General features: G+C 36.6%; 29 protein-coding genes. 20 read left to right on the top strand and 9 right to left on the bottom strand.

Annotated elements, in window-relative coordinates:
* Positions 1 to 101 precede the first annotated feature (101 nt).
* From K9B36_RS02535 to K9B36_RS02520, 4 genes are all read right to left on the bottom strand, one after another.
* Positions 102 to 581, bottom strand: a complete 480-nt coding sequence (locus K9B36_RS02535) for a YkyB family protein (RefSeq protein ID WP_223700426.1) — start codon at positions 579 to 581, stop codon at positions 102 to 104.
* A gap of 73 nt (positions 582 to 654) precedes the next feature.
* Positions 655 to 2,217 (bottom strand): HD-GYP domain-containing protein, encoded by a 1,563-nt coding sequence (locus tag K9B36_RS02530; RefSeq protein WP_263399248.1) that lies wholly within the window; start codon positions 2,215 to 2,217, stop codon positions 655 to 657.
* A 74-nt stretch (positions 2,218 to 2,291) separates the two neighbouring features.
* A complete protein-coding gene (locus tag K9B36_RS02525) occupies positions 2,292 to 2,789 on the bottom strand; it encodes a L,D-transpeptidase family protein (protein WP_223700425.1) in 498 nt (165 codons plus the stop codon).
* Between the two features lie 715 nt (positions 2,790 to 3,504).
* Positions 3,505 to 4,371 carry a metallophosphoesterase gene (locus K9B36_RS02520; protein ID WP_223700424.1) on the bottom strand — a complete coding sequence of 289 codons (867 nt, stop codon included), beginning with the start codon at positions 4,369 to 4,371 and terminating at the stop codon, positions 3,505 to 3,507.
* A 223-nt stretch (positions 4,372 to 4,594) separates the two neighbouring features.
* On the opposite strand from K9B36_RS02520, the gene fadH reads away from it, so the two are divergent.
* The 5 genes from fadH to K9B36_RS02495 all read left to right on the top strand — a co-directional run bounded on the left by fadH (position 4,595) and on the right by K9B36_RS02495 (position 8,941).
* Positions 4,595 to 5,362, top strand: a complete 768-nt coding sequence (fadH, locus tag K9B36_RS02515) for a 2,4-dienoyl-CoA reductase (RefSeq protein ID WP_223700423.1) — start codon at positions 4,595 to 4,597, stop codon at positions 5,360 to 5,362.
* 291 nt (positions 5,363 to 5,653) lie between these two features.
* A complete protein-coding gene (locus K9B36_RS02510) occupies positions 5,654 to 6,235 on the top strand; it encodes a LysM peptidoglycan-binding domain-containing protein (RefSeq protein WP_223700422.1) in 582 nt (193 codons plus the stop codon).
* Between the two features lie 109 nt (positions 6,236 to 6,344).
* Positions 6,345 to 7,562 carry an EAL domain-containing protein gene (locus tag K9B36_RS02505; RefSeq protein WP_223700421.1) on the top strand — a complete coding sequence of 406 codons (1,218 nt, stop codon included), beginning with the start codon at positions 6,345 to 6,347 and terminating at the stop codon, positions 7,560 to 7,562.
* A gap of 65 nt (positions 7,563 to 7,627) precedes the next feature.
* Positions 7,628 to 7,864 (top strand): hypothetical protein, encoded by a 237-nt coding sequence (locus K9B36_RS02500; protein ID WP_223700420.1) that lies wholly within the window; start codon positions 7,628 to 7,630, stop codon positions 7,862 to 7,864.
* A gap of 294 nt (positions 7,865 to 8,158) precedes the next feature.
* Positions 8,159 to 8,941, top strand: a complete 783-nt coding sequence (locus K9B36_RS02495) for a DUF3993 domain-containing protein (protein WP_223700419.1) — start codon at positions 8,159 to 8,161, stop codon at positions 8,939 to 8,941.
* A gap of 164 nt (positions 8,942 to 9,105) precedes the next feature.
* On the opposite strand, the gene K9B36_RS02490 is transcribed toward K9B36_RS02495, so the two are convergent.
* The gene (locus tag K9B36_RS02490) at positions 9,106 to 9,342 is read right to left on the bottom strand and encodes a glutaredoxin domain-containing protein (RefSeq protein WP_223700418.1); all 237 of its coding nucleotides are present in this window, start codon (positions 9,340 to 9,342) and stop codon (positions 9,106 to 9,108) included.
* Positions 9,343 to 9,539: 197 nt separating this feature from the next.
* On the opposite strand from K9B36_RS02490, the gene K9B36_RS02485 reads away from it, so the two are divergent.
* The 6 genes from K9B36_RS02485 (at position 9,540) to K9B36_RS02460 (ending at position 13,979) form a co-directional block, all read left to right on the top strand.
* Entirely contained in the window at positions 9,540 to 9,779 is a 240-nt protein-coding gene (locus K9B36_RS02485; RefSeq protein WP_223700417.1) for a YkuJ family protein, read from the top strand.
* A gap of 73 nt (positions 9,780 to 9,852) precedes the next feature.
* Complete coding sequence (locus K9B36_RS02480) at positions 9,853 to 10,242, top strand: YueI family protein (RefSeq protein ID WP_223700416.1); 390 nt, start codon at positions 9,853 to 9,855, stop codon at positions 10,240 to 10,242.
* A gap of 516 nt (positions 10,243 to 10,758) precedes the next feature.
* Positions 10,759 to 11,277, top strand: coding sequence for a ribonuclease H-like YkuK family protein (locus tag K9B36_RS02475; RefSeq protein WP_223700415.1), 519 nt, complete (start codon positions 10,759 to 10,761; stop codon positions 11,275 to 11,277).
* Positions 11,278 to 11,297: 20 nt separating this feature from the next.
* Positions 11,298 to 11,468 carry an antirepressor AbbA gene (abbA, locus tag K9B36_RS02470; protein ID WP_223700414.1) on the top strand — a complete coding sequence of 57 codons (171 nt, stop codon included), beginning with the start codon at positions 11,298 to 11,300 and terminating at the stop codon, positions 11,466 to 11,468.
* Between the two features lie 285 nt (positions 11,469 to 11,753).
* A complete protein-coding gene (gene cbpB, locus K9B36_RS02465; protein WP_223700413.1) occupies positions 11,754 to 12,194 on the top strand; it encodes a cyclic-di-AMP-binding protein CbpB in 441 nt (146 codons plus the stop codon).
* Positions 12,195 to 12,470: 276 nt separating this feature from the next.
* Complete coding sequence (locus tag K9B36_RS02460) at positions 12,471 to 13,979, top strand: MDR family MFS transporter (protein ID WP_223700412.1); 1,509 nt, start codon at positions 12,471 to 12,473, stop codon at positions 13,977 to 13,979.
* 152 nt (positions 13,980 to 14,131) lie between these two features.
* Here the strand turns inward: K9B36_RS02460 and K9B36_RS02455 are convergent, their stop codons facing one another.
* Together K9B36_RS02455 and K9B36_RS02450 are read right to left on the bottom strand one after the other, a co-directional pair.
* Positions 14,132 to 14,503 (bottom strand): VOC family protein, encoded by a 372-nt coding sequence (locus K9B36_RS02455; protein ID WP_223700411.1) that lies wholly within the window; start codon positions 14,501 to 14,503, stop codon positions 14,132 to 14,134.
* A 15-nt stretch (positions 14,504 to 14,518) separates the two neighbouring features.
* Complete coding sequence (locus tag K9B36_RS02450) at positions 14,519 to 15,256, bottom strand: sulfite exporter TauE/SafE family protein (protein ID WP_223700410.1); 738 nt, start codon at positions 15,254 to 15,256, stop codon at positions 14,519 to 14,521.
* A gap of 120 nt (positions 15,257 to 15,376) precedes the next feature.
* Between K9B36_RS02450 and K9B36_RS02445 the strand changes: the two genes are divergently transcribed.
* The 5 genes from K9B36_RS02445 to K9B36_RS02425 all read left to right on the top strand — a co-directional run bounded on the left by K9B36_RS02445 (position 15,377) and on the right by K9B36_RS02425 (position 19,735).
* Positions 15,377 to 16,267 (top strand): LysR family transcriptional regulator, encoded by an 891-nt coding sequence (locus tag K9B36_RS02445; protein WP_223700409.1) that lies wholly within the window; start codon positions 15,377 to 15,379, stop codon positions 16,265 to 16,267.
* A gap of 209 nt (positions 16,268 to 16,476) precedes the next feature.
* Positions 16,477 to 17,307, top strand: a complete 831-nt coding sequence (locus K9B36_RS02440) for a DUF368 domain-containing protein (RefSeq protein ID WP_223700408.1) — start codon at positions 16,477 to 16,479, stop codon at positions 17,305 to 17,307.
* Between the two features lie 140 nt (positions 17,308 to 17,447).
* Positions 17,448 to 18,158: a 2,3,4,5-tetrahydropyridine-2,6-dicarboxylate N-acetyltransferase gene (dapD, locus tag K9B36_RS02435; protein WP_223700407.1), complete on the top strand. Its 711-nt coding sequence runs from the start codon at positions 17,448 to 17,450 to the stop codon at positions 18,156 to 18,158.
* Positions 18,159 to 18,237: 79 nt separating this feature from the next.
* Positions 18,238 to 19,362: an N-acetyldiaminopimelate deacetylase gene (locus K9B36_RS02430; RefSeq protein WP_223700980.1), complete on the top strand. Its 1,125-nt coding sequence runs from the start codon at positions 18,238 to 18,240 to the stop codon at positions 19,360 to 19,362.
* A 127-nt stretch (positions 19,363 to 19,489) separates the two neighbouring features.
* The gene (locus K9B36_RS02425; RefSeq protein ID WP_223700406.1) at positions 19,490 to 19,735 is read left to right on the top strand and encodes a YkuS family protein; all 246 of its coding nucleotides are present in this window, start codon (positions 19,490 to 19,492) and stop codon (positions 19,733 to 19,735) included.
* A 312-nt stretch (positions 19,736 to 20,047) separates the two neighbouring features.
* On the opposite strand, the gene K9B36_RS02420 is transcribed toward K9B36_RS02425, so the two are convergent.
* Positions 20,048 to 20,887 (bottom strand): mechanosensitive ion channel family protein, encoded by an 840-nt coding sequence (locus K9B36_RS02420; RefSeq protein WP_223700405.1) that lies wholly within the window; start codon positions 20,885 to 20,887, stop codon positions 20,048 to 20,050.
* A gap of 370 nt (positions 20,888 to 21,257) precedes the next feature.
* Here K9B36_RS02420 and K9B36_RS02415 point away from each other — a divergent pair, with 370 nt between their 5' ends.
* The 4 genes from K9B36_RS02415 (at position 21,258) to K9B36_RS02400 (ending at position 26,353) form a co-directional block, all read left to right on the top strand.
* Entirely contained in the window at positions 21,258 to 21,800 is a 543-nt protein-coding gene (locus K9B36_RS02415; protein WP_223700404.1) for a peroxiredoxin, read from the top strand.
* A 104-nt stretch (positions 21,801 to 21,904) separates the two neighbouring features.
* Positions 21,905 to 22,354 carry a TlpA family protein disulfide reductase gene (locus tag K9B36_RS02410; protein WP_223700403.1) on the top strand — a complete coding sequence of 150 codons (450 nt, stop codon included), beginning with the start codon at positions 21,905 to 21,907 and terminating at the stop codon, positions 22,352 to 22,354.
* 380 nt (positions 22,355 to 22,734) lie between these two features.
* Positions 22,735 to 24,489: an ABC transporter ATP-binding protein gene (locus K9B36_RS02405; protein WP_223700402.1), complete on the top strand. Its 1,755-nt coding sequence runs from the start codon at positions 22,735 to 22,737 to the stop codon at positions 24,487 to 24,489.
* 40 nt (positions 24,490 to 24,529) lie between these two features.
* Positions 24,530 to 26,353 (top strand): ABC transporter ATP-binding protein, encoded by a 1,824-nt coding sequence (locus tag K9B36_RS02400; RefSeq protein ID WP_223700979.1) that lies wholly within the window; start codon positions 24,530 to 24,532, stop codon positions 26,351 to 26,353.
* Positions 26,354 to 26,411: 58 nt separating this feature from the next.
* Here the strand turns inward: K9B36_RS02400 and K9B36_RS02395 are convergent, their stop codons facing one another.
* On the bottom strand, positions 26,412 to 26,870 hold the full coding sequence (locus tag K9B36_RS02395; RefSeq protein ID WP_223700401.1) for a helix-turn-helix transcriptional regulator: 459 nt from the start codon (positions 26,868 to 26,870) through the stop codon (positions 26,412 to 26,414).
* Positions 26,871 to 26,995: the final 125 nt, after the last annotated feature.

Here is a 26,995-nt window from a genome sequence, read left to right as displayed (position 1 = left end):
CGGGTAGGTACTGCGCACCAACCGTTATCCTATGTGTTTCCAACATACCGCTTTCTACAAAGTTCATCAGCAGAAGAAGCAGAATTATTAGAGCAACTATTTTAATAGCTTTCGCCTAAGCGTTTAAAAACTGGCTTTTCGTAGGTTTTTTTAGTTGGGCGACCTTGGTTTTCTGATGGGTGAAAATTTGTATAGTTTTGGAGCATATTTTTAGCTGTTGATAAAGACATACTCGTTTTCGGATTCCGATAGTGATCATCCAATTCCCCTAGATGAGGGAGTTCTGTAAAATCTTCTTTTGAAGGAGGCAGATGAAAATAGTAGTCTCCTGCCAACACAAGAACGTCGGACTGCTGCCGGCTATTCTTAGGATTTCTTGAAAAGTGCAATCCCTTTTTTTGTGCTTTCCCTTCTGCAATCAGTTTCTCAAGTGCTTTTCGTTTTAATGTATAGAGAAATTTCGGGTCCGGTGCTGTTTTAGCATGGCGATTCACCGTAAAGATGGCACGGGAGAGGTTTTCTACAGAAGATTGCTTTGAGGTTTCTTTATTACTTTGGTTTGTGTATCGTTGATTGGGCATTCTTAGCAGACTCCTTTCTTTTCTTCATTATACTTACCTTTTTGCTAAAAGGGAAGAGAAGCCACCTATTGTCTCAACCAGATGAAGCAACGGGTAGCCTATTCTCTCTATTTTGAATAATTTTAACGAAAATTTCTACAAAATAAGGGTCCCATTGAGTCCCCTTCCCTGACTCTAAAACGGATAGGGCTTTAGTAATGCTCATTCCTTTTCGATAGGGCCTATCTGAAGTCATTGCATCAAATGCATCAGCAACAGCAATGATTCTGCCGAATATAGGAATCTGAATGCCTACTAACTGGTCTGGATACCCAAACCCATCATATCGTTCATGGTGATTCCTTACACCTGGAATTAAACTAGCAATGGCTTCTTTTGGCAACACCTGCTCAAGGATATTTGCTCCTAAAAGAGGATGAAGCTTTATTTGGCGAAATTCTTCTTCCGTCAACTTGCCATCCTTTAATAATACCTCATCTCTTATCCCTATCTTTCCTATATCGTGTAGTAGAGCAGCATTTTTTAGCTGTTCCATTTGTATCAAATCTAATCCTGCTTGTTTGCCGATAAGTAAAGAAAACTCACTGACCCGTAAAGAATGACCCGCAGTATAAGGGTCACGTGCATCTAGAGCGGTGGAAAGAGTTTGATAAAAACTCTCCAATAATAATCTATTTGTTTCGTTTCTTTCCTTTAAGCCATCTACCATCATATTAAAACCTTTTATAACACTGGAAAATTCATCTCCATATAATTCTTTAGCTGGTGAAAGATGATTTTCTCTTACATCTTTCATTCCTTTTAAGAGAGTATTAATTGGATGGATAATATCACGAAATAACAAATAAGAGCCATATGCAGAAAATGCGCCAGCAACAGCTAATATCAAGATGGCCCAGCTCCAGTACTCTAATTCGATAACCTGAACATCCAAACGGACTTGAGTAGCTAAACTAAATAAAAGTACAGGAAAGATCCCTATAAATAATGAACTTATAAGGAATTTAGTTTTTATTGAAACAAGTACGTCTCCGTCAAGAGTTAGAGGCAGGGAAAAGTTTTTTCTAGTTGTGTTTTGAAGAATGTCAAGGACCGGCTGTATGGCACGGGCTGTAAGAAAATACTCAATAAAGGCATGCATTCCTGCAATCAATAATGCTCCAATAAATGCTAATAAAATATAATGAACAGGTAAAGTCAACCAGCCCAGCTGAATACTAATGAGAGCAAGGGTACCTGCAGGTACAGAAAGCCCTAAAAGGTGAGGACCCAGTATTCGTCGGACAGTTAAAAATGGGAATCGATGGACATAATAAAATGCAGACTGGCACTCGAGATATGTAGGGTCATCCATATGGAAAATATGCTTGATTTTTTTTATATGTTTTCGAAATATCAAGTACTCTCCGGTTATCATAAACAATATTGAAAATAGTAATATAAATACCATCACATTTTTTTCGGCAAAAGAAAGATCTAATGTGGAAAAAATAAAGATTCCTCCTACACCTAATACGGCTATAGAAGAACCCAGAAGGTAATTAAGCAAAAGCTGTCGAACAAATTTCTTGTAAATGTCCTGAGGCAAGTCATCGCTTCCTTTGAGTGTAATATATTCTCTTTCTATTATAATCAAAAGCTGGTCTACCTGCTAGTATATTTGAAGGAGATTAAAAGGGTACAGCACAGCGAGAGGTTAACCTAGTGAGGTTACGGACGAACGGCTACACTGGTGCCATTAGGGACAATGGAAGATAACTCTAAAACGTCATGATTGTACATTCTAATACACCCTTTTGAAACAGCTTTTCCAATGGAGCTTGGATCATTGGTACCGTGTATTCCGTATGACCTTTTAGACAAAGTAAGCCACATTGCCCCATAAGGTCCACCTGGATTTGGTTGCCTATTAACAATTATATAATTTCCTATTGGTGTTGAATAAAGCATTCTTCCTACAGCAATAGGGTAGCTTTTCCTTGTTTGACCAGCTTCTTTTAAAGTAAGTGTCCGTTTTGAAATGGATACCTCTATAGTATAAGGGATACTTTCCTTAGCGGGGAGATTTGGAATAATGATAGGTTGACCAGGCACAATAATGTTTGCATTTGGTATATTATTCACTTGAATTAATTCAGCAACGGATCTTCTATAATCCGATGCAATTGAACTTAATGTTTCACCTATCTTTACATAATGAATAGCCATTAGAGACACCTCTTTTTAAGTTTGCTAAATTAAAAAAGGTTGAAGCTATTGGTGATGTACAAGCTTGAAAAGTGGAGGTTGCGAGATCACATGTTACAATGCTCGCTGGCGAATATAATCATATGAGTGAATCATCAGAACAAAAAGAAAATCAGTTTTAAAGGTTCACGATAGGGAACTTAATTTTTTTCTTGGCTCTGTGAAAGTTGCGTGTTGATAATTATACTATTGCAGCGATGATTTGCGCAAAGGGTGGAGACTCCACGTCCGGCCGCGGTAGGCTAAAGACCCCGAAGGCACAACCGGAGGCTCCGGCACCGCCCCGTGGACCGCGTAGCTGTTGATTTTTGCAAAGGCTATGCACCTACCAGAGCGAGTGGAATCTCTTAGAAACCTTCATTTATCTATAATAAGGATAAGGATAAGGATAAGGATAAGGCGGATAAGGTGGATACGGACGGTAGTAATAAGGATAAGGTGGATAATAGTATGGCCGAGGCCGTGTGAGTAACGAACCTACTGCTAAACCTCCAACGAAGGGCAAAAATGGAAAACCAAAACCGCCTCCAAAAAATCTACTATTTCTTCCATACGGGATATTTCTATACATCTAGACATACGCCTCCTTTTTTTTGTTAGTACATTCTATGTCAAAAAGGTGGTTGTGCGCTTGTCAGGGTAGCATATAATCGCCCATTTGTTATGAACGATGATGTTATTCAGTTTTTCTTTCAAGAATGAAAGAAGTAATCTCGGGAGGAGCCATAAACCGAAGTGGTTTTCTTGTTGTTCCTAAACCTCGGTTCACAAATAATGTGAGTTCATTAAACTGATAAAAACCTTCATAATATTTAGACCCTAGGGGGGGAGTAATTAAAGGACCAATAAAAGGCAACTGTACTTGACCACCATGGGAATGGCCGGATAATTGAAAAGAAGCGTTGAATTCTTCTGAGATCTCCTTTGCTGCATCTGGTTCATGGGAAAGAAGTATGGTAAAAGAATCCTCTGGAATACCATTTAATGTTTGTCGGAAATCTGGTCTACCTAACATCAAGTCATCTACACCAGCAATATATATTTTACTTTTATCTTTTAGTTCAATAAAAGTACTTTCATTCTTAAGCATCCTAAATTGAGCTGCCACCATAATCTCATCGTACGTTTCTGTTCCATAACCACCGTGATCATGATTACCAAATATCGCAAATTTCCCTAAAGGTGCTTGAATATTGCTTAGTATAGGAATAAGATCATGTGGGTTTTTATAGATCAATGGGTCATCCATTAAATCTCCTGTAAAGAAAACTACATCTGGTTTTTCCTCATTTATCATTTTTACTACTCTTTCTAGATCTTCTTGTTCAAAATAATGTCCTACATGGGTATCAGAAAATTGAACAATTTTTAAACCTGTAAATCCTTCAGGAATTTTGCTGTTTGTAATAGTGTGGGTCTCTTTTTTTATTTGCTTAGGCTCTATGTATCTAGCATACCAATAACCTAATCCGCTAGTAATAAATACCATAAAAGGAACAATAAATACACGTTTAAAAAAATGTCTTCTTGTGATTTTTTCCATCTATTCATCAACCTATCTAAAATAATATTTAATCAAATGAAATAATACTGTTTTACAATCTAATCTTTTTTTGAAATTATATTATACCATCTCCTACACTACTTTTTGTGGTCTCTTTACTCTCTTTTCCACATGTTTTTTATGGGAAAACATACAAATTAATTTTACTATTTTGATAATTAAGATAAAATAACGATATAGAAAGATTAAAGGGGGAGATAGAATGGATGAGAAGAAGGTTGTAATTATTACGGGTGGATCCAGTGGAATGGGTAAATATATGGCGATGAAGTTTGCAAAAGAAGGTTACCAAGTTGTTATAACTGGGAGAGATTTAGAGAGACTAGCAAACGCGAAAGGAGAAATCGAGACGGAAGATGGACAGGTTTTAACCATTCAAATGGATGTAAGAGACCCCGATCATGTCGAGCGAATGGTCAAACTTACAGATGAAGCATTTGGTCGTATTGATGTTTTAATAAATAATGCTGCAGGAAACTTTATTTGTCCGGCGGAAAAACTTTCCGTTAATGGATGGAAGTCTGTTATTGATATTGTTTTAAATGGGACCTTTTTCTGTAGTTCTGCTGTCGGGAAATATTGGATGGAAAGAGAGCATCAAGGAAGTATGATTAATATGGTTGCTACCTATGCTTGGAATGCGGGTGCAGGTGTTGCACACTCTGCAGCTGCTAAAGCTGGCGTTCTTTCCTTAACCAGAACATTAGCCGTCGAATGGGGAACAAAGTATGGTATTAGAGTAAATGCCATTGCTCCAGGTCCTATAGAAAGAACGGGTGGAGCAGATAAATTAATGCAATCAGAAGAGGAAGCAAGAAAGGTTGCAGAAAGTGTTCCTTTGAAACGATTTGGAACACCAGAAGAAATTGCCGAGCTAGCCTTTTTCTTAAGTTCAGAAAAAGCGGCTTACATAAATGGGGAATGTGTCACAATGGATGGTGGGCAATGGCTCCAGCCATTCCCGTTTTAACTCGCTAGATATTCATAGCAAGCACAATAAGCAGAATAAATAATTTACAGATAACTTAACCGATAAATTCAAGCGGTTAAGTTTTTTTTGTTACAATATTCAACCGAAATTGCAAATGACTTTTCAAAATACAAAAGGATTGAGCATGATGGTAACAATAATAATGGGTGGTAAGACTGTTTGAAGCTAGATGAGCCTTACCATAAATAAACAAAGATATATCTGTAATATCATAAAATTCTACCGTTTGGTTACATACTAAACAAAACAATTTAAAAAAGGAGGAACGAAATGAGCGTGTTTTATAAACATGAATGGGACGAGGAAAACAGAGAAGTGACTTTATATATTAATCCAACTGAAGCATTTTACGAATTTTCTGTTGAATATGTAAACCAAAAAAGACCTAAGGAAAGGAAAGAGGGTCTATTAATAGCTGTAAGAACATATGTGAATGAAAATCTTCCTCAAAAAACAACTATTAATAGTTATCGAATTAAATTCCAACAGTTCCTTATAGCAGTGTTTAAAGAAAAAGATCAAAATGTGACTATGGAACCTGAGAATATAGAATTTGGATACTTTAAAGTTCGGAAAGATGATACGTTAAGAGAAATCTCAAATCTCCTGCAAGTAAGACAGGCTGAACTAATGGAGAATAACCACTTAACAAATGATACGCTTTTGGTAGGAATGGAATTAATGGTACCGATTTACAGACATACAGTAATTTCTTCAGACAGTCTTCAAAAAATAGCTCAACGTTTTGATAGCACAAGAGAAGCCATCAGGCGAATGAATAATCTGACAACAGATTGTTTAACACCAGGATTGGAATTGAAGGTCCCAAGAAGTACTATTAACGAACATTAAGCTACTTGTTAAAGTAGTTTTTTCTTTATCTAGGTTAAACATGGATAAATTTTAGAGCTGTATACATGATATAATTTTTTAAAAAAGTGGTAAAAAGGGGAAGGATAATATGGATCCACTAGATATTATGACAAATATAAACAAGGTCATCCCTTATTATCAAGCAATATTTAGTGCGGATAGGCAAACAATAATAGGATATGAAGTACTTGGACGAATACAAGTAGATAAAGATATCGTACATAGCCTGGGCTCATTTTTTCAGGATGAAACAGTTCCGGATGAGTATCGCCTGGAAGTAGAAATGGTAATTATCAACAAAGTTCTAGCTTCTTATACCAAGGGAAAGAAGGACTTTCTGTTATTTATCAACCAAAATGCGCATCTACTTCTTTTAGATCAAGGTGAGGCATTATTGGAGCTTTTTCTATCCTATGTTCCAAATGGCCTAAAGCTAGATAATATTGTATTGGAACTAGAAGAGCACGTATATAAAGGCGATATAGAGCATATGCAGAATTTAATTAATTACTATCGAACTTATGGTATCCAATTTGCAGTTTCGAATATTGGAGAATCTGGAACAAATTTAGATCGGATTGGAAGATTATCTCCTAATATCATAAAAGTAGATTTACAGATTTTGCGTCTCTCGTATGAAATAGGTCCCCAGCAAGATGTATTATTTTCCTTGGCAGTTCTTTCTAGGAAAATTGGGGCTACTTTGCTATATGAGAACATCGAAGCTTCCTTTCAACTCCAATATGCATGGCGGCATGGGGGCAGATATTATCAAGGTTTTTATCTGCATGCCCCTGGTCCGGAATTTCTCCCAATGGATTATGCTAAAGTTAAACTAATGGAGAAATTTCGTCACTTTATCCGATATGAAAAAAGAAAACTTGAAGCAATTCAACTTTTAACTGAAATGCTTCAAGGAAAAGTCCAACATTTATTAGGAAAGTTTGAAATCAGGGAAGACCTTGATTTGTGGCTTCATCATATTGGGAAGGCATTTTCAGACATAAGTTTCCGAATATATATTTGTGATGAAAATGGGTTTCAGCTTTCTTCGAACTTGGTTAAAATAGAGGGGAATTGGAAAATGCAACCGGAATATAAAATGAATAATTGGAGTTGGAGGCCTTATTTTTTAGAATATGTCATGAAAATGAGGCTGGAGCGCAAAGGTCTTTTATCTGATGTATACAGTGATATTGAGTCTGGGGAAACTGTACGTACTTTTTCCTATCCTATCAATCATGAGCAATATGTATACATTGATCTTGCTTACGATTTCTTATATGAAAAAGAAGATTTATTATAAAAACTGGTATAGAAAAATCTTTAAAGCAAACCTTAAGAGTAAATAGTGCTCGTGAGGTGAAAAGTATGGGTCCTTTAGATTTAATACTAGCGATAGTAGCCCTTTTAGTAATAGTGGCAGGATTATTCTACACATATATGGTTGGACGACAATCGAATGCTAAACAGAGCAGTGAAATGGATACAGCAATAAATGAAAAGGTTCAAGAGCATTATGTACTCAGGAACCCGGTGTTTTTAGCCTACTTAATTGCTGCGGTTCTGGTAATACTTTATATAGCCTATATAGCAATGTCCTCCTAAAAACTGACTTGGTAACATTGGTCAGTTTTTTAGCGTTTATATATAGGCTGTGTTAAACGTCGCTGGAATAGCGTTATTATCAATACTCAACTTTAACAAAGCCTAGTTATTAAGTCCTGTTTTTATAATCTGCAGAAAAACATCTGATTAAATTGTTTGTAAGAAGTGTAAGGCGGGAAGGTTAAAATTATGAGAAATGTGTCAGAATAGCAAGTTATTTTGCGAACGGTTACAGCCCCGAGCATAATCAAAGCTTGATAAGATTAGGAGACATACTATTAGGAGGAAACTAATTTGCTAAGAACAGGTACAAAACTATTATTTGCCTTTATCATTCTACTAACAATCGGTGTTCCTGATGCAGCAGCTCAAAATCCGGCTACAAATGATGAGATAAACACCGTGCTAAAAAAAGCACAGCAAGCACAATTTTCTTTAGGTGAAAAGCATAGAACTTTGGAGGAGATAAAGGAAGTTCTAAACCCATACTTTTCACAAGACTACCAGGAACAGTTTCTTGAGGCGCATTTATACAAAGAGGACAAGGGTTATATAACCTATGGAACGGATGTTAATTATTTCTACATACCTTTTTTTTCCTATGATGAAAGCACTAAATTTTTTGAAATAAAGGAGACAGAAACAATTATTGTTTATGAATATTTTGAAGTAGATGAAAGCATGCCCTATTTAAATAAAAATCATTATGAATTTATAGAAATAGATGAGACCAAAGAAGGAATTAGAATAGTTAATTTTGGAAATCAAGAGGAAAAGCCTGATTTTCTTGTTAACGACTCTATCAATACGGTGGCAGAGCCCTCCATTCCAAGTCAAGATGTGATAGTGGAAAGTGGACGAGCAGTAGAACTAGAAAAAAGAGAATCGCTCAATATGTTGGAAGAACTGAAGAAAAGCAGTATCAAATATTCCTCTTTTAAGCAACTAACAAAGCCGTTTGCACTGCATGTATTTAACCGACAAAATGCAAGTTACACTCATTCCAATCCTTTGCCTATGTTTGCTGCTCATTTTTTTCAGCAAAGGATGGATAAGAATTTGCTCGCGAGAAGATAGAGTGAAAAAAATGAGCGGTGGTTACGCTCTTTTTTTGTGCTTAGTTTAGGAAATAATAAATTTCACTAAACTCACCACTATAAAATTATTAAAAAACTTCATTCCCCAATCTTTTAATGGTATGATGAATTCTCTTGCTGAAAGATTGGGATGAGAAGTTCTAATCATTCTTCAATGTTGAGCAGGCGTTGTAAAGCGGGTAAATCAAATCCTTTTACAATATCCTGATCCACTGTTATTGTAGGAGTGGAAAAAGATTGAAGCGTATAAACAAGGTAATCCCTTGCCTGCGAATCTTCTGAAATATCGACGTGTTCATAAGATATGTCATGATGAGTCAAATACTGCTTAACCACTTGGCATGGTGGACAATCTGGTTGTGTATAAACGGTTACTTTCATAGGGTGTACACTCCTTATTAGAAAAAAATTCATATTTGTTTGTGCTCTTTTAGGTAGTTTTAGTCTACAATAAAAGGGAAATGAAGAATGTAGCAAGAAATAATAAGTTTCTACATTATTTTACCTGTAAAATGACGAATGTTCAAAGCTTTATAGGTCAATAATATTGTTAGAAGGAATAGAAGGAGAGTTGTGACATGTCACTATTAGTAGGAATTGTAAAAAGATTAAACGATTTAAAAGAAACATCAGAGGCAGGGAATGAGCCGGCTCAACGTTTTTTTGAGGTAAATGGAGAAAAAGTTTGTAGTGTGAAATTTTTTGATAAAACAAATACATACGAATTAGAAGTTTACACGAAGGGTGAAAATCCTCAAACTTTCCAATTTGATAACATTGATATGATTGCGATAGAAATTTTCGACCTAATACATTAATTTATGTGAGCTACTATTCGTTAAACCACTTAATGCAAGTGCCTATTTTTTCACTGTGGAGAGGAAGAGAATCATGGGTAAAAACATAGACGATTACATAGATAGAGGTTTAAAAGGAACTCCAGAAATAAAACCAGGTGAAAGAAAAGAGTATTTGACACAATTAAGAGAGCGTATTATTCTAGCTCTTACAAATGGACAAGTAATGCAGCCAAAGCTGTATACTCCAATTGGAGATCTAATGAAAAGATACCCATCATCCAGACTGTATCTCGATGGAGAGGTTAGTTACGCTCACCTTTCCAAATACATTCGCCTAGCAACTCAGAATAACATCCCTTTCACAATAGTGGACGACAAAGAGAGTTCTACTAATATTGGACTCGTTCTAGCAAATACAAGTGCAATCGACAAAGATGACATTTTTGTGGAAAACGGGGAGTTTAAGAAACATATACGTTAGGAGTGGTTTTTCTTGATGCCTTTAGTTCACTGTCCTAAATGTAACAAAGAAGAAGCTATTGATAAGGTATTAACCGCCCAATCCAATCAAAATATAATTTATCAATGTCCACATTGTGCATATTTAAAACGACAGATTCATACAAGCAAGGGTTAAACCTTTTAATTTGAGACTGTAGTCAAACTCGATGATTATCGATGTTTGTCTACAGTCTTTTTATTTGGTTTCTTCTAGAAGGAACTATTCCGTTAGATTCTATAGTAAGGGGAGAAGGTCCAATCGGATTCAAGACATGACAATTTTATAACGGGCAGGACTGTTACTAGGCTCCAGCACCGCTCCGAGATCGTTGCACCTTTTGCGGAAATCAAGAGCAGCGTTTTAACAAAGTTTTAAAAAACATCCTATGTTCGGATTAATTTAGCCTTATAACTTATCCTAGGTTGAAAAAGGTAAATTTTTTGGCTTCTTTCATCATATAAGTAAGTAGGAAAGCCCAACAAAGGAAGTGGCTCAATGGATAACACCAATAAGTTTTATAATATTACCCACGGCTACCTTACTTTCGAACAAGCTTATATGAAAATTTTCTCCTTTATTGAGAAGGATGTGAAAGCTTCCTATTTATTGTCTATTGGAACTGATTCCCATACTTATCCCAAAGAGACAAAATTTATGACGGCCATTCATCTGCACCGTATAGGAAAAGGGGCTTGGGGATGTATCAGACCCTATGTCGCCAAAAGAGCCATTCGCAGTTTACATGAAAAGATATCTCTTGAAACAGCACTAAGTCAAGAAGTTGCCATGCTTTTTACCAATGAGCGCTTAGATATCATCCAAAATTTACTCATACCATATTTAGATCAAGGAGCTGATTTTAGATTCGAAATTCATCTTGATATTGGCCAAAAAGGAGCAACAAGGGATTTTATTCAGGAAATGACAGGAAGGATCACAGCAATGGGCTTTGATGCAAAAATTAAGCCTGATGCGTATGCAGCTTTTTGTTATGCACACCGGTACACAAAGTAGAAGAAAAAGGGAGGTGATGGATGTTGGGATTTACAGATGAGGATAAAGAGCTACTTGTATCATTATTAATATCTTCCAATATGGCGAAAGAACTAGTAGCTAATGAAATAAACGACATCGAAATTGGTGATAAGAAACTAGAAAGTGAAACTTATAAAAAATTAGTTCAAATTTTTAATAAAATCTCATAAATATTGTTTCTTCTTGAAAAGTTTTGGTTCTTTTTTATTCTGCTGTTGATTTCTGTTCTAGTCGCTTTCTGAGGTGTAGTGCTGAAATCAACGGTGGTGCTTAATATATCCTACATATTATGGTTGCTCTATAAATGGGCAACTTTTTTGTCGAACTAAAAGCGAGGGGGGATGAAGGGAAAAACTCGAGTTGATATTAGATTTGTGCTACAATAAGTTTGGTTAATAATGAGATGTATCATATATATATAATAATGAAAGTAAATAAAGAGAGGAAGAACATTCATGATTAGTCTCCATAAGGAATTTTTGGGAACTACACTTCCTGATTTAATTATACCTGTAGAGAGAGTGGCGCATGTACAGGTACGGAATAATTTAGAGCATTCTCTTTTGGTGTTAACAAAGACAGGGTATACTGCAGTACCTGTATTAGATGCTAAATATCAATTACATGGTTTGGTAAGTACGACACAAATAATGGATTCCATCCTTGGGTTAGAGCGGATTGAATTTGATCGTTTAGATAAGATGGTGGTAGAAGATGTTATGAACAAAGAAATCCCCCGCTTGAGCTTAAGTGATAGTGTGGAAAAAGGATTAGAGCTCCTTGTAAACCATCCTTTTGTATGTGTGGAAAATAATGAGCATGTATTTGAAGGTATTCTCACGAGAAGAAGTATACTAGAACGACTAAGTACCCATTTCCAAAAACTTAACAAATAAGGAGACCTTTATGAGGTCTTTTTTATTTGGAGCTGAACGAGCCGCTTTCGCATTTCTGGTTGTCTAGCTGCAGCGGCTAGCTCCTCGGGTCATAAGTCAGCTTTCTTACAGAGGTGAAAAGCAACCTCTTTCAGAAATCTGTCTTATGCCCGTCGGAGCTGAACGAGCCGCTTTCGCATTTCTGGTTGGCATAGAGATTTTTTAAGGGTACAATTTACATAGAGGCACGAAATAATAGTTCGTAGTTGGAATTTGATACAGAGAAGGGGAAAGGCAATGGGTACAGCGGTTGAAGAAAGAATGGCTTTGGGACTAACTTCACCAAAAAAAACGAAGCGTCCTTTTGTATTGGCTGCCATTATGCTTGCGATGTTTATGGCTGCGGTGGAAGCGACAATAGTCTCCACTGCAATGCCCGCAATAGCTGCAGATTTGGGAGGATTCTCCTTATATAGCTGGGTGTTTTCTTCCTATTTGTTAATGAATGCTGTTACTGTATTGATATATGGTAAGCTTTCAGATTTGTTCGGCAGAAAGCCTATTTTAACATTTGGTATTGTTGTATTTTTAATAGGCTCTATTCTTTGTGGAATGGCTCAATCCATTGAGATGCTAATAGTATTTCGATTTATTCAAGGGTTTGGAGCCGGTGCTGTGATGCCGATAGCATCCACTATAGTAGGTGACATGTATACAAAAGAGGAAAGGGCAAAAATCCAGGGTTATTTATCGAGTGTTTGGGGAATTTCCGCTATTTTAGGACCGGCAATTGGTGGAGTGTTAGTTCAGTACGTAAGCTGGCGTTATGTATTTTGGGTTAACATACCACTTGGGATTTTGGCAATCATTGGTCTTTTCTTGTTTTTGCATGAAGGAGTGGAAAAGAAAAAACATTCAATTGATTATGCAGGAGCAGGACTGTTGTTCCTTTCAGTTAGTAGCTTGATGTATGTTCTGGTAGAAGGCGGTGTGCGCTTTCCTTGGCTATCTGCACCTATCTTAGGCCTAGTGGCTCTATCAGTTGTTACTTTTATGTTGTTCCTATATCAGGAGAAAAGAGCGGTAGATCCCATGATGCCGTTTGATTTGTGGAAAGAGCGCTCTATTCTAATTGCAAACAGTACTTCTTTAACGACTGGAGTAATGCTGATAGGTATATCCAGTTTTCTTCCAGCGTTTGTTCAAGGGGTAATGGAGAAACCGGCAATCGTTGCAGGATTTACGTTAACTACGATGTCTATCGGGTGGCCGATAGCGGCAATGATTGCAGGAAGAACCTTATTAAAAATAGGTTTTCGAACTACATCGATTATCGGAGGCGTGGCTTTAATCTTTGGAAGCATTATATTTATGTCTTTAAGTCCGGAAGATGGGCCGGTAATGGCTGCGTTTGGTTCCTTTATGATAGGTATAGGGATGGGGTTTTCAACCACTGCTTTTATTGTTTCCATACAAAGTACTGTTCCTTGGCAAAAGCGTGGAGTCGCTACAGCTTCGAATATGTTTATGAGAACGCTTGGAAGTACGATAGGCGCAGCATTACTTGGAGGGATTTTAAACTCTCGAATTCAAGAACATTTAAGAAATAACGGAGTAAGTGAAGAATTTTCGCTTGATTCCACGACGCTTTTATTAAATGAAGAACAAAGAAATCAACTATCAGATTCTATGAGATTCCTCTTGCAGGATGGACTCACTTCGGCTTTGCATACGGTCTATATTGTTGTTGGAGTATTTGCTGTAATTAGCTTTTGTCTTATACTACTGCTACCCAAAAAAGAGTAGAAGGGCAACTCAAAAAGCTTCTCTAAATAAGGGCAGGAAAAGATACACTCTTTTTCCTGCCTTTTATGCTAAATGTAATACAATAGGTTTAGGTTAAAATTCCTTAACCAGACTGTAAGGAAATGCTTTTTCAGATGATCCTTTTAGGAATCTCAGGAATGTAGTTCTAAAAGCTCTATACGGTTTCCGAATGGGTCAAAAAAACTAAAGCGGTTCACATTAGGAATTGGAGTTTCCTCTTTTACCCTTACTTTTTTAGATAACAAATATTGTTTCGCATCCTCAATATCTTCAACTTCAAAGGCAGGATGTCTTTTGCTTTTTTCTTCTATTATATTTTCCACTCCAATATGAAGCTCTATATCACCGACTCTATACCACAGTCCTCCATTTGCTAGTAGAGAGGCAGGCTTGGTTATTTCTTTGAATCCCAACAAATTGGAATAAAACTCTCTCGCTCTATTTTCTTTTCCAAAAGGAATGCAAAGTTGAATATGGTGTAGTCGCTTGACAGAAATTTTCATAGCTTTCTCCTTCGCTTACAAAATTTTAAGTATTAGATAAATAATTAAAAAAATAGAAAATCCGGTTAATATCTTTTTCCAAGGTAAATGAGCTATTTTTGGTGCATAGGCTACCGCCGTTTGAGCGCCAAGAATGGAACCAATACCAAGCATAACTCCAACTTTCCAGTCAAATAACCCCATAGATAAATATACAGTAAAGGAAATCAGACAACTTGAAAGTGTTTGAAGCCTTGTTAAACCGATGCTAGTAAGAAAAGAATATCCCGCGTTTAAAAATGAATGCATAAGAAGAGTTGCTTGACCTGGTCCAAATAAACCATCATATGCTCCAATAAAGATATATGTTGGATAAAACAACTTTTGTGGTGTTTGACTGCTAAAGTCCTTTTTGATTCGAGACTTGTAAATATTCAATCCAGTAGCAGAGATTAACAAAATAATGGCGATTCTTAACAGAAGATCCTCTGAGAGACTAGAAGCAATTAAAGCACCTAGTAGGCCACCAATCAACGTAAAAGGTACGATTTTTAATCCGGGTCTTAAATTCACTTCCTTTCGTTTCCAAATGCTGTAAAAGCTGCTTGTGGAGCTTAAGGTATTTGAGAATTTGTTTGCTGCAATTGCGGCATGTATTGGCACTCCAAGTAAAAGCATAGCAGGAAAGCTTATAAGGCCACCACCGCCACCTAAAGTACCAATAAAGGTAGCGATAAATCCAATAAAAATAAGTAAAAAATAGGAATGCTCCATATCTTCTCCGCCTCTTTGCAGGATGTTATTCCCTTTTTATTATATGAAATCAGTAGTCATAATGAAATATTGAAATATTTAAGATATAATATAAGGAAAACTTATAACAAGGGGTAATTTATGAACTCATCAGAATTTCATATTCTTTCTGTTTTGGCTAAGGAAAAAAATATGAGAAAAGCAGCAGAGCGGTTATTTGTTTCACAACCAGCTTTATCACAGCGACTACAAAGTATTGAAAAGAATTGGAATACAAAGATTTTTATTCGAACACAAAAAGGGTTATTAATTACTCCTGCAGGAGAAAAAATAGTGGAGTTTGCAGAGGAAGTACTCTCAAAGGATGCTAAAGTACGGGAAGAAATCTTTTCATTGGAAAAAGAAGTATATGGAACATTGAAAATTGCAGTAGCAACGATAATAGGACAGTATTGGCTTCCAAAAGTTTTGAAAAAATATCTTCAAAGATATCCCAGTGCCAAGGTATCCCTAATCACTGGTTGGAGTAGTGAAATTGTAAAAAGTTTGTATGAAGATGAAGTTCACCTTGGAATCATTCGTGGTAATCCGGAGTGGAAGGGTGTGAAGCAACACTTGTTAAGTGATGATCTGTATGTAGTCGATACGGAAATAGAAAGCTTGGAAGAACTTCAATATACTGAACGACCTTTTATTCAATTTAAAAGCGATTCTACTTATTACCAAGAAATTCACGTTTGGTGGCATAAGAAGTTTCAGACGCCTCCTAAAAGGACCATTGTGGTGGACCAAATTGAAACATGTAAACAAATGGCACTAAACGGGATAGGTTATGCAATCCTGCCTTCCATTACATTGCAAGAAGAGTACGATCAGATTAACAAAATTCCATTATCGCAAAAGGAAGCTTCTAGTTTGCATAGGGATACTTGGCTGATTGGTTATGAGTCAGCGTTCCAATTAAAGCAAGTCGAAGCGTTTTTAGCTGTGTTGAATGAAAGTGCACCAGCTAAAAAAGATATGGGTAAGTAGTTATCTCAATGCTAATGCCCTCTTGTTCCGATGAATAACTCCCTATTTAGCAGGAAAAGAGCAGTAAAAATATAACTGTTGATTTCTTTTCAGGCTTTATTCGTCAAATATCATGAAAGACTCTAAGTTTTTGTTGGATTATCGAAAGTAAAAATAGTATCATATAAACTTGAGTGAACTAGACTAAATACCAAGGGTGGAACGTTTGTATGGAATGGAAAAATATTTTTCGTGGAATGTTAATGGGAATCAGCGATGTTGTTCCGGGTGTTAGCGGAGGAACAATTGCTTTCATCTTAGGAATTTATGACAGACTAATAGATGCGATCAGTGGATTTTTCAGTAAGGACTGGCTAACTCATCTCCGCTTTTTATTGCCGCTAGTTCTTGGAGTTGGTACAGCAATCCTCCTTTTTAGCAAAATTATTACTTATTTTATCGAAAATTACTATCAGCCTACACAGTTTTTATTTTTGGGACTGATTATAGGTATTTTACCCTTATTGGTAAAAGAATCACAATTGAAGACTACTTTTACTAAACGACATTATGCTTCACTTGTTGTCGCATTTATCTTGGTTGCTTCCATGGCTGTTTTAAAAGAATCTTCCATGGCTCCTATTGAATCATTAACACTTACTTCTGCAATTGGCCTATTTTTTGCAGGGTGGATAGCTAGTATGACGATGCTTCTTCCAGGCGTCAGCGGATCTTTAATGCTTTTGATTCTTGGCGTGTATTATACGGCACTAAATGCTCTCCATACACTTAATATCCCAATTATTCTTGTTTTAGTTGCTGGTGGAGCGGTTGGATTTATTGTAAGTAGCAAGATTATAAAATTCTTAATGCAGGCTTATCCAAAGATTACGTTTGCTGTTATTATCGGACTGGTACTCGGTTCTACCGTAGTCGTGTTTCCTGGGATTTCCACGAGCATCTTTCTAAATATCATGAGCATCATTACCTTTATCGCGGGAATAATCATTGTCCAATTTATTGGTAAAGCGAACGATAAGATGGTAAAGAAAACAGTTTAATGTTCAAATGGTATAGGTATGAATCGTGCGGAGTCCATACCGCATGATTTTATATAAGCTACGCAATTTAAACTTGTCACATTTTTTTTTGTTTGATAGAGTAAAGGAATAAAGACATCAAGTTTTAGGAGGAATACATAATGAAAATGATGGATGCAAATGAAATTATCTCTTTTATTCAAAATAGTACAAAATCAACGCCGGTTAAGGTATATATAAAAGGAGAATTGGATGGAGTTGACTTTGGAGCTTCTTCTAAAACTTTTATTAATGGCAACAGTGGGGTCGTTTTTGGTGAATGGAATGAAATTGAAGCAGTTTTAAAAGATAATTCAGCAAAAATAGAGGATTATGTTGTCGAAAATGATCGCAGAAATTCTGCTATTCCATTATTGGACCTTAAAGATGTTAAAGCCCGAATTGAACCTGGTGCTATCATTCGTGACCAAGTGGAAATTGGCAACAATGCTGTCATCATGATGGGTGCTTCAATCAATATAGGTGCTGTTGTAGGAGAAGGTACCATGATTGACATGAATGTGGTTCTTGGTGGTCGCGCAACAGTAGGTAAAAACTGTCACATCGGAGCAGGAACTGTTCTGGCGGGTGTAATTGAACCACCTTCTGCAAAACCCGTTATCGTAGAGGACGACGTAGTGATTGGAGCTAATGCAGTGGTACTTGAAGGTGTAACTGTAGGAAAAGGGGCAGTTGTAGCTGCAGGTGCGATTGTAATTGAAGATGTAGCACCGTATACTGTGGTAGCTGGAACACCGGCCCGGAAAATCAAAGATATAGATGAAAAAACGAAATCAAAAACTGAAATTAAACAAGAGCTTCGTCAGCTTTAATTGAATATTACCAAGAAAGGCGTGGATAAATTAGAATCCGCGCCTTCTTTATAGGAAAAGGGTGAATTCTATGACACAAATGACAAATCCATTTATTAAGATACGCAGAGAACTCCATCAAATACCCGAACTAGGATTCCAGGAACAAAAAACACAAAGCTACTTACTACGTTATCTAAAAGGCCTTAATCAACATAATCTTGAAATTATCGAATGGGAAACAGGTATTTTTGTACGAATAAATGGAACAGCCCCTACAAAAACAATAGGATACCGTACTGATATGGATGGTCTTCCGATTACTGAAGAGGCTGGACTTCCGTTTGAGTCTCTACATAAGGGAATGATGCATGCATGTGGCCACGACCTGCACATGAGTATAGCACTTGGTGTGTTAACACATTTCTCTCAACATCCAGCGAAAGATAATATGGTATTTATGTTTCAACCTGCCGAGGAGGGGCCAGGCGGAGCACAACCTATGATCCAGTCTGCTATTTTTAATAAATGGAAACCTGATATGATGTTGGCTCTTCATATTGCACCAGAATACCCAGTAGGGTCAATCGCTACCAAGCCTGGATTATTATTTGCCAACACTTCTGAGCTTTTTATAGACCTGTTTGGAAAAGGCGGGCATGCAGCTTACCCTCATCAGACAAATGATATGGTTATAGCAGCATGTTCCTTAGTATCGCAATTACAAACCGTTATTTCACGAAATGTAGATCCACTTGATAGTGCAGTAATTACCATTGGAAAAATAACAGGTGGTACTGTACAAAATATAATAGCGGAAAAGGCAAGGCTTGAGGGAACGATTCGTACATTATCAGTTGAAAGTATGAGAAAAGTAAAAGAACGGATTGAAGCTCTCATTCGCGGAATTGAGGTAGGTTACAACTGTAAAGCTAACATAGACTATGGTTGTATGTATCACCAGGTAGATAATGATCCTGAACTAACATCAGATTTTATGACCTACGTTAGAGAAAATACTGCAGTTAATGTTATCGAATGTTCCGAAGCAATGACTGGCGAAGACTATGGGTATATGATTGAAAATATTCCAGGGTTCATGTTTTGGTTAGGCGTGGATTCTCCTTATGGGTTGCACCATTCCAAACTAAATCCAAATGAAGATGCGATCGGTATCGCAATAGATATGTTGGTTTCCTATATGACGGAAAAAGGGAATAATTAATTTGAAAAATTGTATCAACTTACATAAAGCCCACAATAATATGGGAACAGCCATTAATAAACATTCCATCTCAAGAGCATAATTTCTTAAAAGAAAGACAAATTAAGTACGAGGAGGTGGACCAATTATGCCAAAAATCGGTGTAGAACAGTCTTTATCTGCAGTGCAGGATGCATTACAACAAAAAGGATATGACGTGGTTCAACTGAAAAGTGAAAACGATGCAAAAGGCTGTGATTGCTGCGTAATTACAGGGATAGACAACAATGTTATGGGGATTGAAAATAGCGTAACAGCAGGTTCTGTTATTTCGGCACATGGCCTATCAGCAGATGAGGTTTGTCAACAGGTTGAAAGTAAGATTAATCATTAAAAAGGGCTATTATAGCCAAGTTGTTAACTTATTAAAATTAGGCTCTGTTAAAGTTGTGTGTTGATAATAACGCTATTCCAGCGATGATTAGAGCAAAAGGCGGAGACTCCAACAGGAATATAGCGGTAGGATTGCGACCCTGCAGGCGCAGCCGAGGAGGCTCCAGCACCGCACCGCGGAACTCGTAGCCTTTTGCGGAAATCAACAGCGGCGTTTTAACACAGCCTAAAAGTAAACAAGTCTATAATGGAAATACCAGCTATTTTAAACACAACCAACTAAAAAAAGAGCCGTTATAGCTCTTTTTTTCAGTTATGCTTTTTTCTCAACATTTACTTGATGTGGGAATGGTATTTCTATTCCATTAGCATCTAAAGCTTCCTTGATTGCCTTGCGAAGTTCTCGCTCAATAGCCCATTGTTGCATGTTTTCTGTTTTAGCGATAATACGAATGACTACATCAGAATCTCCTAAGCCTTGAACACCAATTACATTTGGCCCTTCTTTAATTGCCACATTTTTATGTGCAATTTCATCACATACCTCTTGCATAACAAGAATAGCATTGTCTATATTATCATCGTAGGAAATACCAATATCCACTAGAGCTCGCATGTTACCACGTGAATGATTGGTAAGATTAGATATTTCCCGATTCGGAATGTAATGCAAGGACCCATCAAAATCCCTGATTTTAGTTGTTCTTAGCCCTACCTCTTCCACAATTCCGGAGAAACCAGCGGTGGTGACGTAGTCATCTACATCCACTTGCTTTTCTAATAGCAGAAAAAATCCAGTAACAACATCACTTACTAACCCTTGTGCACCAAAACCAATTGCGAGCCCAAGTATACCAGCACCTGCAAGGATAGCGGTGGTTTGAACATCAAAAATGTTTTCCAGTACCATTACTACTAAAAAGAAAGTAAGAGCATATGTAAAAATATTAAAAGTTAACTTTTCAAGTGTTTTTGCTCTTCCTGCTGATATACCTTGCTTTTCTACTGCACGATTAAATAAGCGGGCAATCACTTTTTTACCTAGTGATTTAACAATTGCATATACCAAGAGTATGACAATCAGCTTAAGAAAAATAATACCGATTGCCGTTAAAATAGCATACAAGTTTATTTCAGAAAAATCCCATATCATCTGTTCATATCTCCTCTGCACTATATTTCTGACTACATACTAAGGCATTATATAGGATAGACACTATAAAACCAAACAATAAGTTTAACCGTCGTAAGCTTATCGTTTTGTTCCTCATTTAAAGAGTGGTAAAGTAATAAGTAGGGATAGAATTTATAGTATGAAGTGTATTTTTTACTTCTTAAAGGGAATACCAATGAAGGGTTAATAGAAATTTTAGTGGTTCTTTCTACATATTCTATTTTAAATTAATTATCATTTAATATTGACTAAAAAAAGCCCTTGTTTTATAATTACTAATGTTGATAAAAATGCAATTGAGAAAGTACAAGCTATTTTCTCAATAAATATTATTTTGGAGGGATTTTTAATGGCAGAACGCATGGTAGGTAAACAAGCTCCACGTTTTGAAATGGACGCTGTAATGCCGAATAAAGAATTTGGAAAAGTAAGCTTAGAAGAAAACATGAAAAATGGAAAATGGACAGTACTATTCTTCTATCCAATGGATTTCACGTTCGTTTGCCCAACTGAAATCACTGCAATGTCTGATCGTTATGATGAGTTTGAAGACTTGGATGCAGAAATCATTGGTGTTTCCACTGATACGATTCACACTCACTTAGCTTGGATTAATACAGACCGTAAAGAAAATGGTCTTGGTGAATTAAGATATCCTTTAGCAGCTGATACGAACCATGTGGTTTCTCGTGACTATGGTGTATTGATTGAGGACGAAGGTATTGCTTTACGCGGACTTTATATCGTAAGCCCAGAAGGTGAACTACAATACCAAACAGTATTCCATAACAATATCGGTCGTGATGTTGAAGAGACTCTACGTGTGCTTCAGGCGTTACAAACTGGTGGACTTTGCCCAGCTAACTGGAAGCCTGGACAAGCTACATTATAATAGAATGGATAAGAAATAGGTCTAACATTACATTTGTTAGGCCTTTTCTTTCCTAAATATAATAAATATTTCAAAATTAAACTACATATGGGAGGCTAAGCGATATGAAATTACGTTCACCTATGCCGGAATTATCTGGTGCCACAGAATGGCTAAATGGACAAGTAACAAAATCAGAATTACTGGGAGATAAGCCGACACTTATTCACTTTTGGTCAATAAGCTGTCACCTTTGTAAAGAAGCAATGCCCCAAGTAAACGAGTTCCGTGATCAGTATAAGGATAAATTGAATGTAATTGCTGTTCATATGCCAAGGTCCGAGGATGACCTTGATATGGACGAAATCAAAAAGGTAGCAAGTGAACATGACATCACTCAACCTATCTTTGTGGATAATGAACATAAACTAACAGAAGCCTTTGAAAACCAATATGTACCTGCATACTATGTATTTGATGCTGAAGGTAATCTGCGTCACTTCCAAGCGGGCGGTAGTGGAATGAAAATGCTTGAAAAACGAGTAAACCGTGTTTTAGGTGAGAGTGAGAAATAAGGAAGTTAGAACTCCAAGTTAGTAATGGAACTTGGAGTTCTTTTTTTTGCAGATGTAGATACAAACGAAATGGAAAGAAGAAGATAACAAATAACCTCATAAGGACATAACAAATATGCATATAGTATAAAGTTCTTCTTTAGGTAAAAGCTCTCGATATTCACTTCGGTGTAGGCATAATCTCCTCTAAATCTTTATCTCCACCTAAAGTTGTAGAGAAGTTCAGACTTCTTCACGCTTACAAATTGAGACTAGGACTTTATGATAATAGTATAAATATTTAAATTTTTTTAAAAAAGACTGGAAAAATATTTCGAAACTCGATATATTAGATACTATCTTATATTTTCCAGCATGAATACACAAAAGGAGGGAACCATGTGGAGACTTTTAAGAAACTAAAGCAATTTTATTGGCCGTATCGTAAAAACTTCTATATTTCGCTAGTGTTTTTACTACTTGTAACGGTCATTACTGTTATCTACCCTGTTATTTTACAATTTACAATTGATGAAGTTATGGTAGAAGAACAGTTCCAATATGTTCCTTATTTAGCACTCGGGTTTATTGGAATCATGTCTTTAAAAGGATTATTTACTTACTATAATCAGTATTTAGGTGATCTTTTCGGAATCAGGTCTGTTTATAGACTAAGAAATGAACTGTACGAAAAGTTGCAATTTTTACCGTTCCGTTATTATGATAATGCAAAAACAGGAGACTTAATGTCAAGACTGACAGCAGATGTAGAAGGATTTCGATTCTTCCTTTCTTTTGGATTTGCAGAGTTAATTCGGTTTGTTCTCCTAGTTACGCTGAGCTTGGGATTGATGTTTTTTTATTCCATACCACTAACATTCGTAACCTTGTTAGCCATGCCGTTCTTAGCATACACAACCTATCGTTTTGATAAAAAAGTGCATCCTGCTTTCCGTAAAATCAGAAAATCCTTCGGTAAATTAAATACAAATGTTCAAGAAAACATTAGTGGGATAAATACCGTTAAGTCTTTGTCTCGGGAAAATCATCAAATCGATAAGTTTAATAATTCCAATGTGGATTACAAAGATAAATATATAGCTACATCTAATGTATGGGCGAAGTTTTTTCCTTTGATGGAGTTTATCGGGAATGCCTGTGTAGTAGGATTACTTGGGTTTGGTGGTTATTTAGTTATCAACGGTAATTTAAGCCCTGGTGCTCTAGTAGCATTTTTTAGTCTTGTTTGGTTCATTGTTTGGCCAATTGCCAACCTAGGATTCGTTATTAATCAATTTTCACAAGCAAAAGCTTCTGGGGAGCGTTTACTCGAAATATTAGAGGCTGAAGAAGATATTCAAGATAGCCCTGAAGCGAAGGATATTAATGAAATGAAAGGCCATGTAACATTTGAAGATGTATCTTTCAGTTATCCTAATGAAGATAAAGCAGCATTACAAAATGTATCTTTTGATGTACCTGTTGGAAAGACCATTGGTCTTATTGGCGCGACAGGTTCAGGGAAAACGAGTATTACCCAGCTCATCACCCGATTTTATGAACCGCAGAATGGTCGGATTTTAGTTGATGGAAAAGAAATAAATAAATACACTCTTCATTCTCTTCGAAATCAAATTGGATTTGTGTTACAGGAATCGTTCTTGTTCTCTTCAACTATTAAATCAAATATTGCATATGGGAGACCAAATGCTTCTATGGATGAAGTAGTTCGAGCTGCTAAAATGGCTCAGGCTCATGAATTTATCATGGAGCTGCCTGATGGCTATGATACAATGCTTGGTGAACGCGGAATGGGTCTTTCAGGTGGCCAAAAACAGCGTATAGCTATTGCGCGTGCACTGATTCTTGATCCAAGTATTTTAGTGCTGGATGATGCTACTAGTGCAGTTGATATGCAGACCGAGTTTAATATTCAAAGAGAACTAAAGAATGCAATGGCTGGACGCACTACCTTTATTATTGCTCATCGAATTTCTTCTTTAAAGCATGCGGACGAAATAGTTGTGTTAGAAGAAGGTAGTGTTGCAGAAAGAGGGACCCACGAGCATTTAATTCAACAAAAAGGTCCGTATCGTAGAATATATGACATTCAATACAAAGATCAAAAAACAGTGCTGGAAGCTCAGACAAATTGAAAGAAGGTGAAAGAGTGTGAGCCTACAAAAAAAAGTAGAAATGAATGACAATGTTAAAAAGCGATTTTATTATTCGGTAGACCAAGCGATTGAAAAACCGTTTAACTGGAAGCAAATGTGGCGTCTATTTTCCTATATGAAACCATATTCCAAAACCTTATTACCATTAGCTATTATTACGATGTTATTGGCAACTGCCGTTCGATTAATTGTTCCTATTATTATTGGTAAGTATGTATTTGACTATGCAATTGCTGAACAAGATATGAATCTCTTAACCCAACTTGCAATCTTGATTACGGTTTTGTATATAGTTTCCTATGTTTCTAATGCTTTTCGGATAAGATGGATGAATATGCTTGGGCAAAATGTCATCTATGATTTAAGAAAGCACTTATTTACACATGTTCAGAGCCTATCTCATCGTTTCTTTGATCAGCGCTCAGCAGGATCTATCCTGGTAAGAATAATGAACGACATTAACTCTCTCCAGGAACTGTTTACAAATGGAGTTATTAACTTGTTGATGGACTTTATGCTCCTAGTGGGTATCGTAGTAATTTTATTTGCGCTAAGTCCAGAGCTTGCAACTGCTATTTTAATCATTTTGCCAATCATGTTCTTTATTTCAACAAGCTTACGTAGAAAGATTAGAAGAGCATGGCAGGATGTTCGTATCAAACAATCGATGCTGAACTCTCATTTAAATGAAAGTATTCAAGGAGTTCGTGTGACGCAATCCTTTACGCAAGAAAAAGAAAATATGGCATTTTTCGATCGTATTAATACAGAGAATTTCGAGTCATGGAGAAATGCTACCAAACAAAATGCTATTTTTCGACCTTTCGTTGAGATGTCAAATGCAATTGGAACCGCGATATTAATATGGTTTGGAGCGTATTTAATCCAATCAAACCTTCAAGGCGGAACAAGCACATTAACGATTGGGGTCTTTGTTTCATTTGCATTTTATCTAGGAATGTTCTGGGAACCGATTTCAAGGTTAGGTCAGTTATATAATATGCTCCTCGTAGGAATGGCATCTTCAGAGAGAATATTCGAATTTTTAGATGAAAAGCCTAATGTGGATGAAAAAGACCATGCGTTGGAGATTGACAATGTTCGTGGTGAGATCGAATTTGAAGAGGTAGAATTCTCTTATGATAATAAACGAACCGCCCTGAACAAGATTTCGCTCAAAATGGAAGCTGGTCAAACTGTCGCCCTAGTTGGACATACAGGCTCAGGTAAAACAACAATTGCTAATCTGATCTCCCGGTTTTATGATGCAACAGGAGGAACAGTAAAAATCGATGGCTACAATATCCGTGATGTTTCCCTGCAGAGTTTACGTTCCCAGATAAGTGTTGTGCTTCAGGATACATTCATATTCTCGGGTACAATTTACGATAACATACGCTTTGGGCGCCCTTCCGCAACAGATGAAGAAGTGAAAGCTGCTGCTGAAGCAGTTGGTGCGAATGTATTTATTGAAAAACTGAAAAGTGGTTATGAAACTGAAGTAGAGGAACGCGGAAACGTACTTTCTGTTGGGGAAAGGCAATTAATCTCATTTGCTAGAGCGTTATTGGCTGATCCGCGTATAATTATCTTGGATGAAGCGACCGCTAGTATTGATACAGAAACGGAAGTCCAAATCCAAAACGCATTAAAGAAACTTTTAAATGGAAGAACAGCTATAATCATTGCCCACAGATTATCTACTATTAGAGAAGCAGATAACATAATAGTACTTGATCATGGAAATATCATGGAGCAAGGAAATCATGACAAGCTGATGGAGCATAAAGGTATTTACCATCATTTGGTTAAAGCCCAATTCACTATGCAAGATGTTGGTTAATTCTTAAAGTTCATTTATAAACAAAAGGCACCGGTTACTTACCGGTGCCTTTTGTGCGTTACCATAATTCATTTTCCAGCTCTAAGAAACGCTGCTCAGCTTCTTCTTTACTAAATGTGCTAAACCACCGATAATCTTTTTTATCTAAGATCCGGTAATGCTGGCTAATAACATTTTGCTGTAGTCGGTACCCAGAAGTTTCGGAGATTTCCTTCCACCAGATTTTCCCCCCCAACGTTTTTTCCTTGCTCTTGTCAATGCGCTCGTGTGCAACTGTTTCAATTACCTCTAACGGGTCTTTCCCTAAAATTGATATCATTGTACTATTTTCACGAAAAAGGGCACAGGCAGCGACTATAAGCGTCCAGCTGCCATTCGTTCTGCCTTTTTCAATTTGTACTAATGTTTTTTTTGAGACTCCCAATATTTCTGCCATTTTATCCTGGGTGTACCCCTCTTCAATACGAATGAGCTTTAATTTGCTAGAAATGACTTCAATTATTTCTGTTTGTATCATAGTATTTAGTTTCTCCTTGTATTATAAATTATCTATTTGGTGTAACTTTACACCTTTAACCTTCGTTTATCAACTTTACTACAAGATCTTTTTGCATCTTTATTCGTTTTCACACTATTGAAATA

This window comes from Sutcliffiella deserti (genome assembly GCF_020037475.1).
GTDB lineage: Bacteria > Bacillota > Bacilli > Bacillales > Bacillaceae_I > Sutcliffiella_A > Sutcliffiella_A deserti.
The sequence above is the reverse complement of the archived record's forward strand: the minus strand, read 5'-3'. Positions and strand labels throughout refer to the sequence as shown.